The organism is Chryseobacterium sp. Y16C (assembly GCF_022488405.1).
Lineage (GTDB): Bacteria > Bacteroidota > Bacteroidia > Flavobacteriales > Weeksellaceae > Chryseobacterium > Chryseobacterium geocarposphaerae.
Genome location: NZ_CP092711.1, coordinates 413,543 through 428,444, shown reverse-complemented (window position 1 = coordinate 428,444; position 14,902 = coordinate 413,543). Strand labels below are relative to the sequence as shown.

The window sequence follows — 14,902 nt, the reverse complement described above, 5'->3', positions numbered from 1 at the left end:
CGGACTAAAATTCAAGTAATGACAGTAGAAGATCTTGTAGGCAGTTATTCTGTTCAAGGCAGCAATCAGGAAGAAAGCAACCTTATTTCTTATCATGGATTATTAACTTTATCTCTTGATGAAAACAAAAGAATTATTGCCCAATGGATGATTGGAGATCAGCTACAAAACGGTACAGGATTTTATAAAGATCAGATTTTGGTCATCAATTTTAATTATAAAGGTGAAGATCACAAGATATACAAAGGTGTAGCTGTTTACCGCTGCATCAGTAAGGATATCCTAGATGGATTCTGGTCTGAAAAGCATGGAAACCCTTTGTATCTGGGAAGCGAGCATTGTGTACGTATTGACCGTCCTGAGTTTTTACATTGAAAAACTTTTCATTCACAGGGGATCAATATTTCATTTATTAAAAAATTTCACTGGAATTAAAATTTAAATTAAAAAATTACGAAAGAGATTTTCTCATTTTATTTTGAAAATCTTTTGCTTCTACGTAAATTTGCAAAAAGTAAAATTTATGAATTATACACTTGAACTCAATACGCAGGACCCCGGTTCAAACGTCGTTTTTAACAACATCGTATTTGATTCGTTCAAAGTGAATATTGTTGAAAGACATACAGGTTCGATGCGTTCCCGTTCAAAACTCAATCATGTCTTATTCAAAGTCAGAACTTTAGACAATAATCTCATTCAAACTAAGGAAGGTAACGGTAGAATCAAAATAAAAGGAGAAGATTTTGAAATGTATCAAAAGGCAATACAGGTTCTCTCATCCTATGAATATAAAAATAAGCTGATTAACAGAAAAGAAGCGGAAGAAAATTATGTTCACTTTATTTTGAGGTTGGTTATTTCTAACTATACGCTTAACTAACTTTCCAGCAATAATTTATCTTATACTCCGAAATCTATTGATTTTGGAGATTTTAGATTTGAAATCTTAGTGTTCAATCATTAAAAATATAATTTCTTACATTTACATTTCTATTGATTGCATATCCCCAAATTTAAGCAGGTGAAAATTCATAATAAAAAAAAATTACTGAGCTTTTTAAAGTTTAAAAGAGACTTTCAAAAGTTTGGACTTGAAAAAGCACGCAGCTACGAACTCATTCTCCATTGGTTAAATAACAGGCTCAGCAGAAATCAATTTCTTGTTTTGTCAGGAATTCTTGTAGGAAGCACAGCCGGTTTGGCAGGGGTTTTACTAAAAACTTTAGTTCACAGTATTCATCATTTTATTACTACTAAAGTTCATTTTGAGTATCAGATTTTATTTTACATTGTTTTTCCGTTTCTAGGAATTGTTCTGACAACAAGCATTGTTCTTACTTTATTTAAAGGACAGGACAGAAAAGGGATCGGAGCCATATTATACGAAATTGCACAGAACTCCAGTATTGTTTCATCGGTTAAGATGTATTCTCAAATTGTTCAGAGTGCAATAACGGTAGGACTTGGAGGATCTGCCGGTCTGGAAAGTCCTATTGCTGTAACAGGAGCTGCAATAGGCTCCAATTATGCACAAACCTACCGGCTAACTTATAAAGAACGTACCCTTTTATTAGCAGCCGGAGCAACTGCGGGGATTGCTTCTGCATTCAATGCACCGATTGCTGGAATTATGTTTGCTTTTGAAATATTACTCACAGGGGTTGTGTTCACCGATTTTATTCCTTTGGTGGTTGCAGCCGTTTGCGGGAGTTTGTTATCAAGAGTTTTACTTCAGGAAGACGTTCTTTTCAGGTTTTATGCAAGAGAAGCTTTCAACTATCGTAACGTACCTTATTATCTTGTTTTAGGCATAATCACTGGATTATATGCAAGATATTTTGTTGTTATTTCTCAGAAGGTGGAGCATTTTATAAAAGGATTACAGATGTCCCGTCTCAGAAAAGCCATGTTTGGAGGTGCTGTTCTTTCCTTATTATGTGTACTTTTTCCACCTTTGTTTGGAGAAGGTTATGAAACAGTAAAGGCTTTTACCAATGGAGATACACATAAAATTATTGAAAACAGTCTTTTCAGGTATTTTGAGATTAAGGATCTCACTATTATCATTTTTCTGGTCTTGGTTCTTTTATTAAAAGCCTTTGCCACTTCTTTTACCATTTTCAGCGGAGGAAACGGAGGAAATTTTGCTCCTTCCCTTTTTGCAGGCGGAACTGTCGGTTATTTATTTGCGATCATCTGTCAGCAAATAGGCTTCACAGAGGTTCCGATCACCAATCTTGTTTTAGTAGGAATGGCAGGAGCCATGAGCGGAGTCATGTATGCACCGTTAACGGCAATTTTTTTGATTGCAGAATCTAGCTCCGGGTATGATCTGTTCATTCCGCTGATGATTGTTTCTATTTTGTCTTATCTTATTGCCAAATGGTTCTCCCCTATTTCTCCAGAATTAAAATCAATGGCTGATCAGGGAAAAATCTTCACCAACAAGCATGATAAAAATATTTTATTTTCTTTAAAAACAGAAGAGTTTATTGATCGATATTCTCAGTCGGTTCTGGAAAGTGCTCCTATTGATGATCTCTTTGAATTGGTGAAAAACGGTGATAAAAATATTTTTGCCATCGTTGATGAGCAAAAAACACTACGCGGAATCCTTACATTGGACGATATCAGACCTTATTTATTCAATGCTGAAAAAATCCCGGTAACAATTACTGAGATTATGAAAACCCCTCCTGCACTGATTCATCAGGAAGACCGTCCTTTGGAAATTCTCCAGATCTTTGATGATACCGGAGTCTGGAATTTACCTGTAGTAGACGATACCAATAGATTCGTCGGATTTATATCCAAGTCTAAAATTTTAATGAGCTACAGGCAATTACTGAAAGAATATTCAGATTAAAACTGATCTATAAAAAGAGCTTACTTTTACGGTAAGCTTTTTTAATGATCTTTTAAAATAAAAGCAAATGTACTTCCTGCTCCATACTCACTTTTTACAAAAATTTCTCCACCCTGAGATTCGATAAATTCTTTGCTTATACTCAATCCCAGACCTGTTCCTTCCTTTTTTACACCCGGAATCCTGAAATAACGGTCAAATACTTTTGAAATATACTGAGGTTCAATTCCCTGGCCCGTATCCGTAACGGAAAAAATAATTTTATCTTCTATCTTTTTTACCTCTATGGCAATATCAGAGTTGTCATAAGAATAACGTATAGCATTGGAAAGCAAGTTATTAAGAACCCAGGCCGTTTTTTCACTGTCTGCTAAAACAGTTGTAACTTCAGGAGAGATGTTCACAAGAATTCTGATCTGTTTCTGCTCCGCAGCAGCTTTATTGGCATCTATTGCATATTCAACGATTTTGGATACTTCGGAAGATTTTATGCTAAGTTTGATCGAACCACTTTCCAATTGGGTGATATCCAATAATTCCCCGGTAATCTTCAATAGCCTGTTCGCATCATCTTTAATTCCATTAACGAGGTTTTTCTGATCTTCATTCAGTGCACCTATTTTATCATTTTCGAGGAGTTGCAATCCCATTTTTATTGATGAGATTGGCGTTTTAAATTCATGAGAAACTGTTCCGATGAAATTGGTCTTAGCAAGATCCAGTTCTTTAAACGGCGTAATATTATGCAACATAATTACCTGCCCTATAAACTGGCTGTCTTCTTCCCCTGTAGGTACAATATTAATATCAATAATATTTTTTTCAAAGTAACTCTCTTTTCCATCTGCATAGATTTTCATAGGTTCAGTTTCTGTTTTTCCATCTGGATGGATGATATCTTTGATGATACTTCTCACCAGGTCATTGGTAACCGCAACATCCTGGATGAGCTTTCCGACAAAATTTTCTTTCTTAAGACCTGTAATGTTCAAAGCTTCATCATTTACAAAGAGCACTCTTTTATTTTCGTCAATTCCGATCACCGGATCCTGCATGTTATCAATAAGGGTTTCGATCCGTTTTTTTCCTTTTAAAATTTTCTCCAGCTTACTTTCTGAGTATTCATGAAGTTTCTCAGCCATGGTATTAAAAGATCTTGCCAATTCGCCAAACTCACTGTTGCTTTTAAAGTGCACTCTTTCTTTATAGTTCTGATTGGCAATCTGCTTAATACTCTGTGTTAAAATTCTAATCGGGTCAGCGATATTGGAAGGAAGGTTTACCATTAAAATAAATGCCATCAAAAAACACAGCATTCCTACAATGGAAATAACTGCAATCGCATTTTTAGCGGTTTCATCGGCAATGCTGCTTTTGTGCTGAATGGCAGCCATATTAAGCTGCATGAGCTCGGCAATATCTTTTCTTATGGAGGATTTTAACGAAGCGTTTTGAGTATCTTTTTTCAGGGCTGAAAAATGAGTAACCACTTCTTCTGTTGCTTCTCTTTCTCCAGGCTCCGTAACGTTTTTCTGCTGTTTGGCCAGATATTTTTCAAATACTCCGAAAGCCAATGGATCCGAATTGATTTCTTCTAATGCCAACAACATATTTCTGGAATATTCCAGGGTATTGTAATTGGCTACCAAAATGTTATTGGTATCCCGTTTTAACTGATTGATATACCATCCGCTTAAAACCGACAGTACGATAATCATCATAAACAAAAGGCCTACCCCTATATTAAGTTTTGTTTTGATTTTCATGATAATATAACCAAATCTATATTCTCCTGCGACAGCTTATTCAACAATGAATTGAAGGTATCTGTTGCCAGAATGATTTTCCATAAGTTCAAATGAGGTTTTCCAATACAGACTGTTGTAATTTTCCGTTCTTCACATTGTTCCATAATAGCATGGGCAACATTGGTATTTTCCACTTTTATAATCTCAGCTCCTAATTCTGTAGCTAATTTAAAATTATTAATCAGATGACGCTGCTTATCCAAAGCAATTTTATCTGAACTTTCCCGGGGAATCTGAACATACAGCAGATACCACTGACTATTGTAATAATTGGCTAATCTTGCCGTTTTCCGTATTACATTTTTAGCCGTTTTTTCATTGGAACTGATGCACGCCAAAAACCTTTCTTTTTTTATGGCTTTATGAATGGTAACTTCTGATTCTACTTTTCGTGTAACTTGTGATGCCACTTCTTTTAAAGCCAACTCGCGAAGCTGTAAAATACTTTCAGCTTTAAAAAAGTTATTCAGTGCTGCATTGATTTTCGTCTGATCATAAATTTTTCCGGCTTTTAATCTATTGATCAGTTCTTCGGCTGTTAAATCGATATTTACAACCTCATCTGCCATAGAAAGAATAGAATCCGGGATTCTTTCTTTTACTTCTATATCGGTAATACTTTTTACTTCTTCATTCAGACTTTCGATATGCTGAATATTAACCGCTGAAATCACATTGATACCGGAATCCAGAATTTCCATAACGTCCTGCCACCGTTTTTCATTTTTACTGCCTTCGATATTGGTATGTGCCAATTCGTCAACAATCACCACTTCAGGGCGGAGATTCAACACAGCCTGAACATCCAGCTCCTCCAGTTCTTTTCCTTTGTAGAAAAGTTTTCTTCGAGGAATAATCGGTAATCCATCCAATAAAGAATGGGTTTCTTTACGATTATGTGTTTCAATATAACCGATTTTCACATCAATTCCGTTTTCTAAAAGAGCATGGGCTTCCTGCAGCATGCGATACGTTTTACCCACACCGGCACTCATTCCTATGTATACTTTAAACTTTCCTCTTCTGGAATTTTTTATAAGAGTAAGGAAGTCTTCCGCAGAATTTCCGTCTTCCGACATATTGTATTTTTTTATTGTTTTTAACTTAATTTTTTTTGACATTCCTTTCCAAACTTTCTATCCGTTTTTCCAATGCCTGAATTTTTTCTGAATCCGTCATCTGTGGTGGAGAATCTTCTTCTATTTTCCATTTCTGATATCCAATCCATATTCCGGGAACCAGCATGACAATCAGAAGCAAATCCCATAAAAGCACATTCTTCAGAGACGGTTTCTCTTTGTCTTTAGTAATAGATTCAAATTTAAAATACCTTGACAGCAAAAAAGTTGCCCAGCCTATAAACAGACAGTTAATAAAATAAAAGTAAAATCCACCAATAAAATAGGCAAAATCAAGATGGGCAATTCCATATGCCGCTGTACAAAGTGGAGGCATACAAGCTGTAGCAATAGCAACCCCTGCAATGATTTTTACGCCTTCTTTTTTTACAATCCCGATAAAACCTGCCAATCCACCAAAAAATGCCAGGAAAATATCGAAAATTGAAGCTTTTTGAAAAGCTTCCAGCAGTTCTGTAGAATGATCAAAAGGATTAATTATAAAAAATAAAGTTGCCGAAGCTAAGCTTACTACTGTCATTTTAATCCAGTTTCTGGCTCCCTCAATTCTCAGATTCCTGTCATTAATTGCCAGTCCGAAAGCAAATCCTATAACCGGACCCATTAAAGGAGAAATCAACATAGCTCCGATTACCGCACTTATTGAATTTGTGGTAAGACCAATACATGCTATGATCATTGCAAACCCCAAAATCCAGAGATTGAATCCTTTAAAGATTACTCCTTCTTTTATTTCTCCGTACGTTTCCCATTCGTGCTCTTCTTTTGCTGTGTAAATCTGCTGCCCTAAGTATCTCTTGAAAATGTCGAATCTTTTCATTCAAATATTTTTAAGGAAAGTTAGAAAATTTACACACATATTGTACATCGTATCACAAAATCCCCGACCGATTTCCCGGCAGGGATTTTTTAGTGGTTTGAACAATTAAAAACTCACCGCCAGTGATGTTACTGCCATAAGATCATTATTCTTAAGATTATTATCCCTGTTCAGGAAAATATCATCTTTGCTGCTTAAATTTTTGATTTCCGTTCTCCAAACCAGATTAGGAAGGATCCAATAATCAGCATTCAGGGAATATCCGAAGGTTTTGAAACCATTTTCTGTTCCGGTAGCGATAATTACTCCTTTTTCATCACTGTAATATTCTCCTCTTGCCGCAAAACTTAGCTTTTCGGTTGGAGAATACTTCGCGATAATGACCGGTGAATACCATATGTTGTACTGATCGCTGCTTTTGGACTTCTGTTCGGCTCCGATGTCAAACCCGGTGATTAAAGCAAATTTTTTACTCAACTGAAAACTTCCGTACAAATTATGAAAATACCTCATCTGTCTTATGCTGTCCGGCTTGTCATTTCCAATGAAAGAGCTGCTGTTCAGCGTAATTTTTTCATTCGGCTTATAGGTTAACTGATGACCGAAAGCTACCGTTGAGTTTCCGTCCACACGCTGAATTCTTTGCCAGCCGTTCAGTACCAATCCGCTTACAAACCATTTTCCGTTGTCGCTGGTATAAGAAATCTTGGCACCGCTTTCGAAATACGGAGAATTATCCGCTAACATACTTCTTGTTAAAGTAAAACAGTCTTTGCTTACTGCACTTTCAAAGCCAATATGGGAAGGAAGTATTCCTGCATCAATCCAAAGATTTTTGTTTTTTGAAATTTTCACTCCAACATTCGCTTCATAGATGTTTTTTAAAACACCTGATTCTGCCGCATAATTGGAATTCATATACGTTCCTACGCCTAAAGCAACATTTGCTCTTAATTTTTCAGTTTCATAGTTTGCTTTTACAAAACCTAAATTTAAATTAACTTCATTGTTTCTGCTGTGGCTATAGACAAAGCCTGGTCTTGTATTGTTTTTTGGATTATTAAAATCGTATTGATAGTATACTTCAGCATAACCGCTTATTTTTAAAGGACTTTTTGTTTCTTCCTGAGCATATAATGTAGAAGCTGCTCCTAACATTAAAAATGTTAATATTGATACTTTTTTACCCATAATTTTTTCTATTTGAAATATCGAAGTTTGTTCGATTTCATTTTTAATTTACTTCAAACCGTCTAATGCGATATTGAGTTTTAAAACATTGATTTTTTCAGTCCCGAATAATCCGAGAAGCGGTTTTTCTGTATTGGATGTTATTAATTCCTGAATTTTATTTTCATTGATCTTTCTGATTTTAGAAATTCTTTTTACCTGAATTTTTGCGGCCTGTACAGAAATATTTGGATCTAATCCCCCTCCACTTGCTGTCACAAGATCTGAGGGAATTTCTGATTTTTTAATCTCAGGATTATGCTTCATAAAATTATCAATTCTTTCCTGAACCGTTTTAAGATAATCCGGATTAGACGGACCTTTATTACTTCCTCCTGCTCCTGCCGCATTATAATCTACTGCTGAAGGGCGTGACCAGAAATATTCATCTCTATCAAATTTCTGACCTATGTTGGCATAATACTTTTTGCCATTATATTCTATAACTTCTCCTTTTCCGTTATTAGGTGCTGCCTGAGCGATTCCAAAAATGAAAAGTGTGTAGATTCCTGAAAAAAACACAGCGCATAAAAGTGTTAGTCTGATGGCTGGTAATATATTTTGTTTCATAATGAAGATGTTAAACGTTAGAAGTAAAAAGTAGGAAGCTTAACAATATGCTTTTTACTTTTTACTTTTTACTTTTTACTTTTTACTTTTTACTTTTTACTTTTTACTTTTTACTTAAATAAAAATCGATACTAATAAATCAATAATCTTAATCCCGATAAATGGAATGATAACCCCTCCTAAACCGTAGATTAAAAGGTTTCTTCTTAAAAGTGCACTTGCCCCGATTGGTTTATAGGCAACTCCTTTTAAAGCCAGGGGAATCAACATCGGAATTACAATCGCATTGAAAATGACTGCTGAAAGAATCGCTGATTCCGGAGAATGAAGATTCATGATGTTCAATCCTTGTAAGGCAGGAATGGAAGCAATAAATAAGGCGGGAACAATGGCAAAATATTTTGCAACGTCATTTGCAATACTGAAAGTGGTTAATGTTCCACGCGTCATCAATAACTGTTTCCCGATTTCTACCACTTCGATAAGCTTCGTCGGGTCATTATCCAGATCCACCATATTCCCTGCTTCTTTTGCAGCCTGTGTTCCACTGTTCATCGCCACACCTACATCTGCCTGAGCAAGAGCAGGAGCATCATTGGTTCCGTCTCCCATCATGGCAACCAGCCTTCCTTCGGTCTGCTCTTTTTTGATGTAATTCATTTTATCTTCAGGTTTTGCTTCCGCAATGAAATCATCAACTCCTGCTTTTTCAGCAATGAATTTTGCAGTCAAAGGATTATCTCCGGTTACCATCACTGTTTTGATCCCCATTTTTCTTAAACGGTCAAAACGTTCTTTAATCCCCGGTTTAATAATGTCCTGTAATTCTATAACTCCCAGAGCTTTTTCATTTTCTGAAACCACGAGCGGTGTTCCTCCGTTTTGCGAAATAGCTCTGACTTTTTCTTCAACTTCCGCTGGGAATATATTGCCTGAATTGGTAACAATATTTTTAATTGCGTCAGTTGCCCCTTTTCTGATTCGTGTGTTTTCATAATCAATACCTGAGCTTCTTGTTTCTGCCGTAAAACCAATGAACTGAGGGTCTTTCACATCATAAATCGAAGGATTTATTCCTGCTAATTCTACAATTGATTTTCCTTCCGGAGTTTCATCCGCCATAGAACTAAGAACCGCCGCTTTTATTAAAGCCTTTTCCTCAATTCCGTTAGCAGGATAAAAATGGGTTGCTTTTCTGTTTCCAATGGTAATGGTTCCGGTTTTATCCAGTAATAAAACATCAATATCTCCTGCTGTTTCAACTGCTTTTCCACTTTTGGTAATTACATTTGCTCTTAGCGCTCTGTCCATTCCCGCAATACCGATTGCCGATAGTAAACCTCCGATTGTAGTAGGAATCAAACAAACAAATAAGGAGATAAATGCCGCAACAGTAATCGGTGTATTAGCATAATCACCAAATGGTTTCAACGTCACGGTAACAATGATAAATACTAATGTAAATCCGGCCAAGAGAATCGTCAGGGCAATTTCATTCGGGGTTTTCTGTCTTGATGCACCTTCAACCAAAGCAATCATTTTATCTAAGAAACTTTCTCCGGGTTCTGTAGTAACTTTTACTTTAATTTTATCCGAAAGTACTTTTGTGCCTCCGGTTACACTACTTTTATCCCCTCCTGCTTCACGAATTACGGGAGCACTCTCTCCAGTGATCGCACTTTCATCGATCGTAGCCAGCCCTTCAATAATTTCTCCGTCAGAAGGAATGATATCTCCGGTTTCACAAATAAATACATCCCCTTTTCTTAATTGGCTGGAAGGTACTATTGTAATTTCTTCGTTTGACGAAAGCATTTTTGCAGGAGTTTCTTCTCTTGTTTTTCTTAAAGAATCTGCCTGAGCTTTTCCCCTTGCTTCGGCGATAGCTTCGGCAAAATTGGCAAAAAGAAGGGTGATAAACAGTATTGCTGTCACAATGATATTATAGATAAGGCTTCCCTGGGAAGTTTCACCTGCTGCAATCCATACACAAACTCCGGCCATTACCAGTGTTCCGATATACACCATAAACATAACCGGATTACGGAACATTTTTGCCGGATGCAGTTTTATAAATGATTGTTTCAATGCTTCATTCACTAATTCAGCCTGAAACAAGTTGTTATTATTTCCTTTCATTTTTTTATTTGTTAGAAGTAGAAAGTAAGATGTGAAAAGAGTAAAAATCATTCACATTCAAGTTTTTATACTTATATTTATTTTTTAAACACATTTTGATGAAACCCCATAGAAATTTAAAAGCGTGGAGTGATAGTATTGCTTTAATTAAAGAAGTATATCTTGTTACCAAATCTTTTCCTAAAGAAGAACTTTTTGGCACCACTTCACAAATGCGGCGGGCTGCATTATCCATTCCTTTAAATATTGCAGAAGGAGCTGCAAGAACCAGCAAAAAGGAATTTGTCCGTTTTCTTGACATATCCATTGGATCTATTGCAGAACTCGATACTTTATTAATCATTTCATTTGAATTAGAATTTTTGTCCAACGAAGAATTCCATTTATTAAGCAATAAGCTTGATTTAATTGGAAAACTCGTTTATGGCTTGAAGCGAAAGTTGCTTAGTGAGTGAGAAGCTAAAAGTAAAAGGTGAGCTGTAGTGATTCCACTTCTTACTTTTCACCTCTTACCTTTGACTTCTCATTCCCTACATAGAAAAATATTCTGCGATAGGTCCCAGCGCCAATGCCGGGAAAAATGACAATGCTGCTACAATAGCAATTACAGCAAATACCATCAATCCGAATGTTGAAGTATCGGTTTTTAGTGTTCCTGCACTTTCAGGAATGTATTTTTTAGCGGCAAGACTTCCTGCAATGGCAACCGGACCAATAATTGGTAAGTATCTAGCCATCAACATGACAATTCCACAGGCGATATTCCAGAAAGGAGTGTTATCTCCCAATCCTTCAAAGCCACTTCCATTGTTGGCACTCGATGAGGTAAATTCGTAAAGCATTTCGCTGAAACCGTGATAACCAGGATTATTCAGCCAGCTTGCGAATGTTTCGGGATTCTGAGAATACAGATAACTCGCCATCGCTGTACCTGAAAGAATCAAAAAAGGATGAAGAAGCGCGATAATCATGGCTATTTTCATTTCTCTGGCTTCAATTTTCTTTCCTAAAAATTCTGGTGTTCTTCCTACCATTAGTCCACTGATAAAAACGGCAAGGATGATGAAAATATAGAAGTTTAAAAAACCAACTCCCACACCTCCGTAGAAACAGTTTACCATCATTCCCAACAATTGATTCATTCCGCTTAAAGGCATAAAACTATCATGCATAGAGTTGACACTTCCTGTAGAAATCACCGTTGTGGCAATACTCCAATAGGCAGATGCTGCAGATCCGAAACGTACTTCCTTGCCTTCCATATTTCCCATGTTCTGAGAAATTCCCATATGAGCAATCGCTGGGTTTCCATTTACTTCTGAAATGACTGTAGGAATCGTAAGGAGTAAAAATCCTATGGTCATTACTCCAAAAACAGTCCAAGCCAGTTTTTTTCTTCTCAAAACATACCCCATAGCAAAAACCATCGCCAAAGGAATCAGCATTTGAGTTACTATTTCTACTATGTTGGTAAAATAATTCGGGTTTTCGAAAGGATGCGCCGAGTTAGGTCCAAAAAACCCACCTCCGTTGGTTCCCAAATGTTTTATGGCTGTAAATGCAGCAACCGGACCACGGCTGACTTCAATTTTATCACCTTGTAAATTGGTTATTGTGTCTTTACCTTCAAATGTCATCGGTGTTCCGTTAAATGCTAATAATGTAGCCACCACAATGGCAATCGGTAATAAAACTCTGGTACAGCTTCTTACAAAAAAGAAGTAAAAGTTTCCTAATTTGTCAGTTGCTCTTTCTTTCATTGCAACAAAAACTACGGCAGCAATAGCAATACCGCACCCTGCAGAGATAAACTGCCAAAGCATTAAAACCAATTGTCCTAAATATGACATCCCTGTTTCCCCGGAATAATGCTGTAGGTTGGTATTCGTAACAAAACTTACTGAAGTATTAAATGCCAAATCTCCACTCATGGATGGGTTATGATCCGGATTCAGAGGCAGCCAGCTCATATTGGTAAGGACAAACATTGAGATTAAAAACCAAACAACATTTATGGTCAGTAATGCTGCAAGATGTTGTTTCCAGTTCATTTCCTTTTCAGGGTCTACACCGGAAATTTTGTAAAAAATTTTGTCGATAGGATTAAGTATTCCATCCAGCCAGGTTTTTTCTTTGGTAAAGATCTTGCCAATATATCTTCCCAGAGGAATTGCAAGCAAAACCACTAAAGCATACATCAGAACAATTCCTGTAATTTCTGTATTCATTTTTTTAATAATAATTTTATTGTATAGTTTATCTGTTTGTGATGTGGTGGTGTTTTATGTTAAAGCTAAACCTTTAACGAATATTACCAGATAAATAAAGGCTATCACGAAGGACGTCCAAAAAATTAAGGTCAGCCAGTCCTTCAAACTTTTTTTAGTATTTGGAGTCATAATCATTTTTTAGAATTTTTCTGGTTTTACCAAAACGTAGCATACATAGGCAAATACGGCAATGGCAATAACGAATAATGCGGTCATATTTTTTCAAAAGATTTAATGGTTAGAAAGAATAGTACAAACAGTACTAAACCCGTAAGTGTTAAGATAGTTGTCATTGTTTTTTATATTAAAAAATTTTTATCGCAAGTCCTACAAACATAATTGAGCCGTAAAGAAGCAAGAGTAAATGCCAAGGTTTAAACCTTTTTATTATTTTTAATTTCCAGTTTTGCATACCAAAAGTTTTATTGTATGCCAGAATATTCTCAATAATAAGACCGTGAAGGATAAAAAAATATAACCAACTAAATTTCAATTCATTAAAATTAAAACAATCCACATACAAAAAGAAAAACCCTTTCAAAACGAAAGGGTTTTAATAGTATTTTGAAAGGGTTATCCTATGAACTGATCCCGTATTCTGAAAGCTTTCTGTACAATGTGGTTAATGCTATATTGAGTAGTCGGGCGGTTTCCGTTTTATTTCCGTTTGTATAATTAAGAACTTTTTGAATATGAATTTTTTCTGCACTGGCAAGCTCAAAAGCCGACAGGATTTTTCCTTTTACTTTTTCTTCATTTAGATTCTGAAAATCATAAGGCAATGATTCTATTTGTAAATGATCTCCTTCTGTCAGAATAATACTTCTTTCAATAATATTTCTTAATTCACGAATGTTTCCTTTCCAAGGATGCTTTTTAAGGGCTTCCAAATATTCAGGGGAAAGTTCTGAAATCTTCTTTCCAATCTTCATCGAAAATTTTTTTAAAAAGCTATATGCTAAATCTTCAATATCATTAATTCTCTCACGAAGCGGAGGCAGAGTCATTGTAAAAATATTGATTCTGTAATAAAGATCTTCTCTAAAATTACCTTCTTCAATTTCTTTTTCAAGATCACGATTGGTCGCTGCAATGATTCGGACATCAATTTTAGTAGGTTTATTGTCCCCTACTTTTAAAAACTCTCCGGATTCTAACACACGAAGAAGTTTTGCCTGAAGATCTAAAGGCATTTCACCGATCTCATCCAGAAAAACAGTTCCGTTATTCGCTTCTTCAAAAATCCCTTTTGAGTCTTTTACGGCTCCAGTAAAAGCTCCTGCTTTATGTCCGAATAATTCATTTTCCAGCAACTCTTTACTGAAAGCTGAACAGTTGATCGCGATAAAGTTATATTTTGTTCTTTTGCTGGCATTGTGAATGGCATTGGCAAAAACTTCTTTTCCCGTTCCTGTTTCTCCTGTCAATAAAACGGTTGCATCAGTAACGGCCACTTTTTTCGCTGACTCAATGGCAAGCTTAAGTTTTTTTGAATGTCCGACGATTGAATCAAATGAATGCCTATCTCCCAATTGTCTTTCCAGTTGGGAAATACGTTTATTTAAAGAGGCTTTTTCCAGTGCTTTATATACCAATGGAATGATTTTATTGTTATCATCTCCCTTTGTTATATAATCAAACGCACCATTTTTAATCGCCTGAACGCCATCAGGGATATTACCAAAAGCTGTTAATAGAATAACTTCAACGACATCATATTTCTCCTTTATTTTTTTAACGAAATCAACCCCACTTCCATCCGGTAATTTTACATCGCAAACCACCACATCAATATCGCTAAATTCTAATCTCTTTTTGGCGTTTGCAAGATCTGAAGCCTGAAACACTTCAAACCCTTCAAGGCTTAAAATTTTGGATAATAAGGTTCTTATTTTTTCTTCGTCGTCAATAACCAGTATTTTACTCACTGCTTTTATTTTATTTACAAATTTAAAATTATCTTTTCCTGATTTTTCTTTTTATGAAAAATTTAGCTACATTTTTTGAAGACAGGTCTACAAATAAAAAATCAGCAGACTGGAAAATTGGCCTGCTGT

13 protein-coding genes are annotated in these 14,902 nt (G+C 35.8%); 4 read left to right on the top strand and 9 right to left on the bottom strand.

Annotation, left to right across the window (positions count from 1 at the left end):
- Positions 1 to 18 precede the first annotated feature (18 nt).
- The 3 genes from MKS83_RS01705 (at position 19) to MKS83_RS01695 (ending at position 2,869) form a co-directional block, all read left to right on the top strand.
- On the top strand, positions 19 to 375 hold the full coding sequence (locus MKS83_RS01705) for a hypothetical protein (RefSeq protein WP_240581711.1): 357 nt from the start codon (positions 19 to 21) through the stop codon (positions 373 to 375).
- 148 nt (positions 376 to 523) lie between these two features.
- Positions 524 to 883 (top strand): prevent-host-death protein, encoded by a 360-nt coding sequence (locus tag MKS83_RS01700; RefSeq protein ID WP_100375416.1) that lies wholly within the window; start codon positions 524 to 526, stop codon positions 881 to 883.
- A 141-nt stretch (positions 884 to 1,024) separates the two neighbouring features.
- Positions 1,025 to 2,869: a chloride channel protein gene (locus MKS83_RS01695; protein ID WP_240581710.1), complete on the top strand. Its 1,845-nt coding sequence runs from the start codon at positions 1,025 to 1,027 to the stop codon at positions 2,867 to 2,869.
- A 41-nt stretch (positions 2,870 to 2,910) separates the two neighbouring features.
- Here the strand turns inward: MKS83_RS01695 and MKS83_RS01690 are convergent, their stop codons facing one another.
- From MKS83_RS01690 to kdpB, 6 genes are all read right to left on the bottom strand, one after another.
- A complete protein-coding gene (locus tag MKS83_RS01690; protein ID WP_240581709.1) occupies positions 2,911 to 4,635 on the bottom strand; it encodes an ATP-binding protein in 1,725 nt (574 codons plus the stop codon).
- Positions 4,632 to 5,756, bottom strand: coding sequence for a sensor protein KdpD (locus MKS83_RS01685; protein WP_410679638.1), 1,125 nt, complete (start codon positions 5,754 to 5,756; stop codon positions 4,632 to 4,634). Before MKS83_RS01685 ends, MKS83_RS01690 begins: the two co-directional genes overlap by 4 nt.
- Positions 5,757 to 5,781: 25 nt before the next feature.
- A complete protein-coding gene (locus tag MKS83_RS01680) occupies positions 5,782 to 6,636 on the bottom strand; it encodes a DUF389 domain-containing protein (RefSeq protein ID WP_240581707.1) in 855 nt (284 codons plus the stop codon).
- A 105-nt stretch (positions 6,637 to 6,741) separates the two neighbouring features.
- Positions 6,742 to 7,827 carry a porin gene (locus MKS83_RS01675; protein ID WP_240581706.1) on the bottom strand — a complete coding sequence of 362 codons (1,086 nt, stop codon included), beginning with the start codon at positions 7,825 to 7,827 and terminating at the stop codon, positions 6,742 to 6,744.
- A 48-nt stretch (positions 7,828 to 7,875) separates the two neighbouring features.
- Positions 7,876 to 8,436, bottom strand: a complete 561-nt coding sequence (locus tag MKS83_RS01670; RefSeq protein ID WP_240581705.1) for a K(+)-transporting ATPase subunit C — start codon at positions 8,434 to 8,436, stop codon at positions 7,876 to 7,878.
- 114 nt (positions 8,437 to 8,550) lie between these two features.
- The gene (kdpB, locus tag MKS83_RS01665; RefSeq protein WP_240581704.1) at positions 8,551 to 10,575 is read right to left on the bottom strand and encodes a potassium-transporting ATPase subunit KdpB; all 2,025 of its coding nucleotides are present in this window, start codon (positions 10,573 to 10,575) and stop codon (positions 8,551 to 8,553) included.
- A gap of 98 nt (positions 10,576 to 10,673) precedes the next feature.
- On the opposite strand from kdpB, the gene MKS83_RS01660 reads away from it, so the two are divergent.
- Positions 10,674 to 11,030, top strand: coding sequence for a four helix bundle protein (locus tag MKS83_RS01660; protein ID WP_240581703.1), 357 nt, complete (start codon positions 10,674 to 10,676; stop codon positions 11,028 to 11,030).
- Positions 11,031 to 11,105: 75 nt separating this feature from the next.
- Here the strand turns inward: MKS83_RS01660 and kdpA are convergent, their stop codons facing one another.
- From kdpA to MKS83_RS01650, 3 genes are all read right to left on the bottom strand, one after another.
- Positions 11,106 to 12,803 (bottom strand): potassium-transporting ATPase subunit KdpA, encoded by a 1,698-nt coding sequence (kdpA, locus tag MKS83_RS01655; RefSeq protein WP_240581702.1) that lies wholly within the window; start codon positions 12,801 to 12,803, stop codon positions 11,106 to 11,108.
- 180 nt (positions 12,804 to 12,983) lie between these two features.
- On the bottom strand, positions 12,984 to 13,061 hold the full coding sequence (locus MKS83_RS22280) for a potassium-transporting ATPase subunit F (protein ID WP_081999161.1): 78 nt from the start codon (positions 13,059 to 13,061) through the stop codon (positions 12,984 to 12,986).
- A gap of 362 nt (positions 13,062 to 13,423) precedes the next feature.
- Entirely contained in the window at positions 13,424 to 14,773 is a 1,350-nt protein-coding gene (locus tag MKS83_RS01650) for a sigma-54-dependent transcriptional regulator (protein ID WP_240581701.1), read from the bottom strand.
- Between the last annotated feature and the right edge of the window lie 129 nt (positions 14,774 to 14,902).

What these genes read in the sequence shown, in the direction of transcription:
- MKS83_RS01690 (WP_240581709.1), bottom strand. Translation starts at nt 4,635, where the DNA reads ATGAAAATCAAAACAAAACTTAATATAGGGGTAGGCCTTTTGTTTATG.
- MKS83_RS01680 (WP_240581707.1), bottom strand. Translation starts at nt 6,636, where the DNA reads ATGAAAAGATTCGACATTTTCAAGAGATACTTAGGGCAGCAGATTTAC.
- MKS83_RS01705 (WP_240581711.1), top strand. Translation starts at nt 19, where the DNA reads ATGACAGTAGAAGATCTTGTAGGCAGTTATTCTGTTCAAGGCAGCAAT.
- MKS83_RS22280 (WP_081999161.1), bottom strand. Translation starts at nt 13,061, where the DNA reads ATGACCGCATTATTCGTTATTGCCATTGCCGTATTTGCCTATGTATGC.
- kdpA (WP_240581702.1), bottom strand. Translation starts at nt 12,803, where the DNA reads ATGAATACAGAAATTACAGGAATTGTTCTGATGTATGCTTTAGTGGTT.
- MKS83_RS01700 (WP_100375416.1), top strand. Translation starts at nt 524, where the DNA reads ATGAATTATACACTTGAACTCAATACGCAGGACCCCGGTTCAAACGTC.
- MKS83_RS01685 (WP_410679638.1), bottom strand. Translation starts at nt 5,756, where the DNA reads ATGTCGGAAGACGGAAATTCTGCGGAAGACTTCCTTACTCTTATAAAA.
- MKS83_RS01675 (WP_240581706.1), bottom strand. Translation starts at nt 7,827, where the DNA reads ATGGGTAAAAAAGTATCAATATTAACATTTTTAATGTTAGGAGCAGCT.
- MKS83_RS01670 (WP_240581705.1), bottom strand. Translation starts at nt 8,436, where the DNA reads ATGAAACAAAATATATTACCAGCCATCAGACTAACACTTTTATGCGCT.
- MKS83_RS01660 (WP_240581703.1), top strand. Translation starts at nt 10,674, where the DNA reads ATGAAACCCCATAGAAATTTAAAAGCGTGGAGTGATAGTATTGCTTTA.
- kdpB (WP_240581704.1), bottom strand. Translation starts at nt 10,575, where the DNA reads ATGAAAGGAAATAATAACAACTTGTTTCAGGCTGAATTAGTGAATGAA.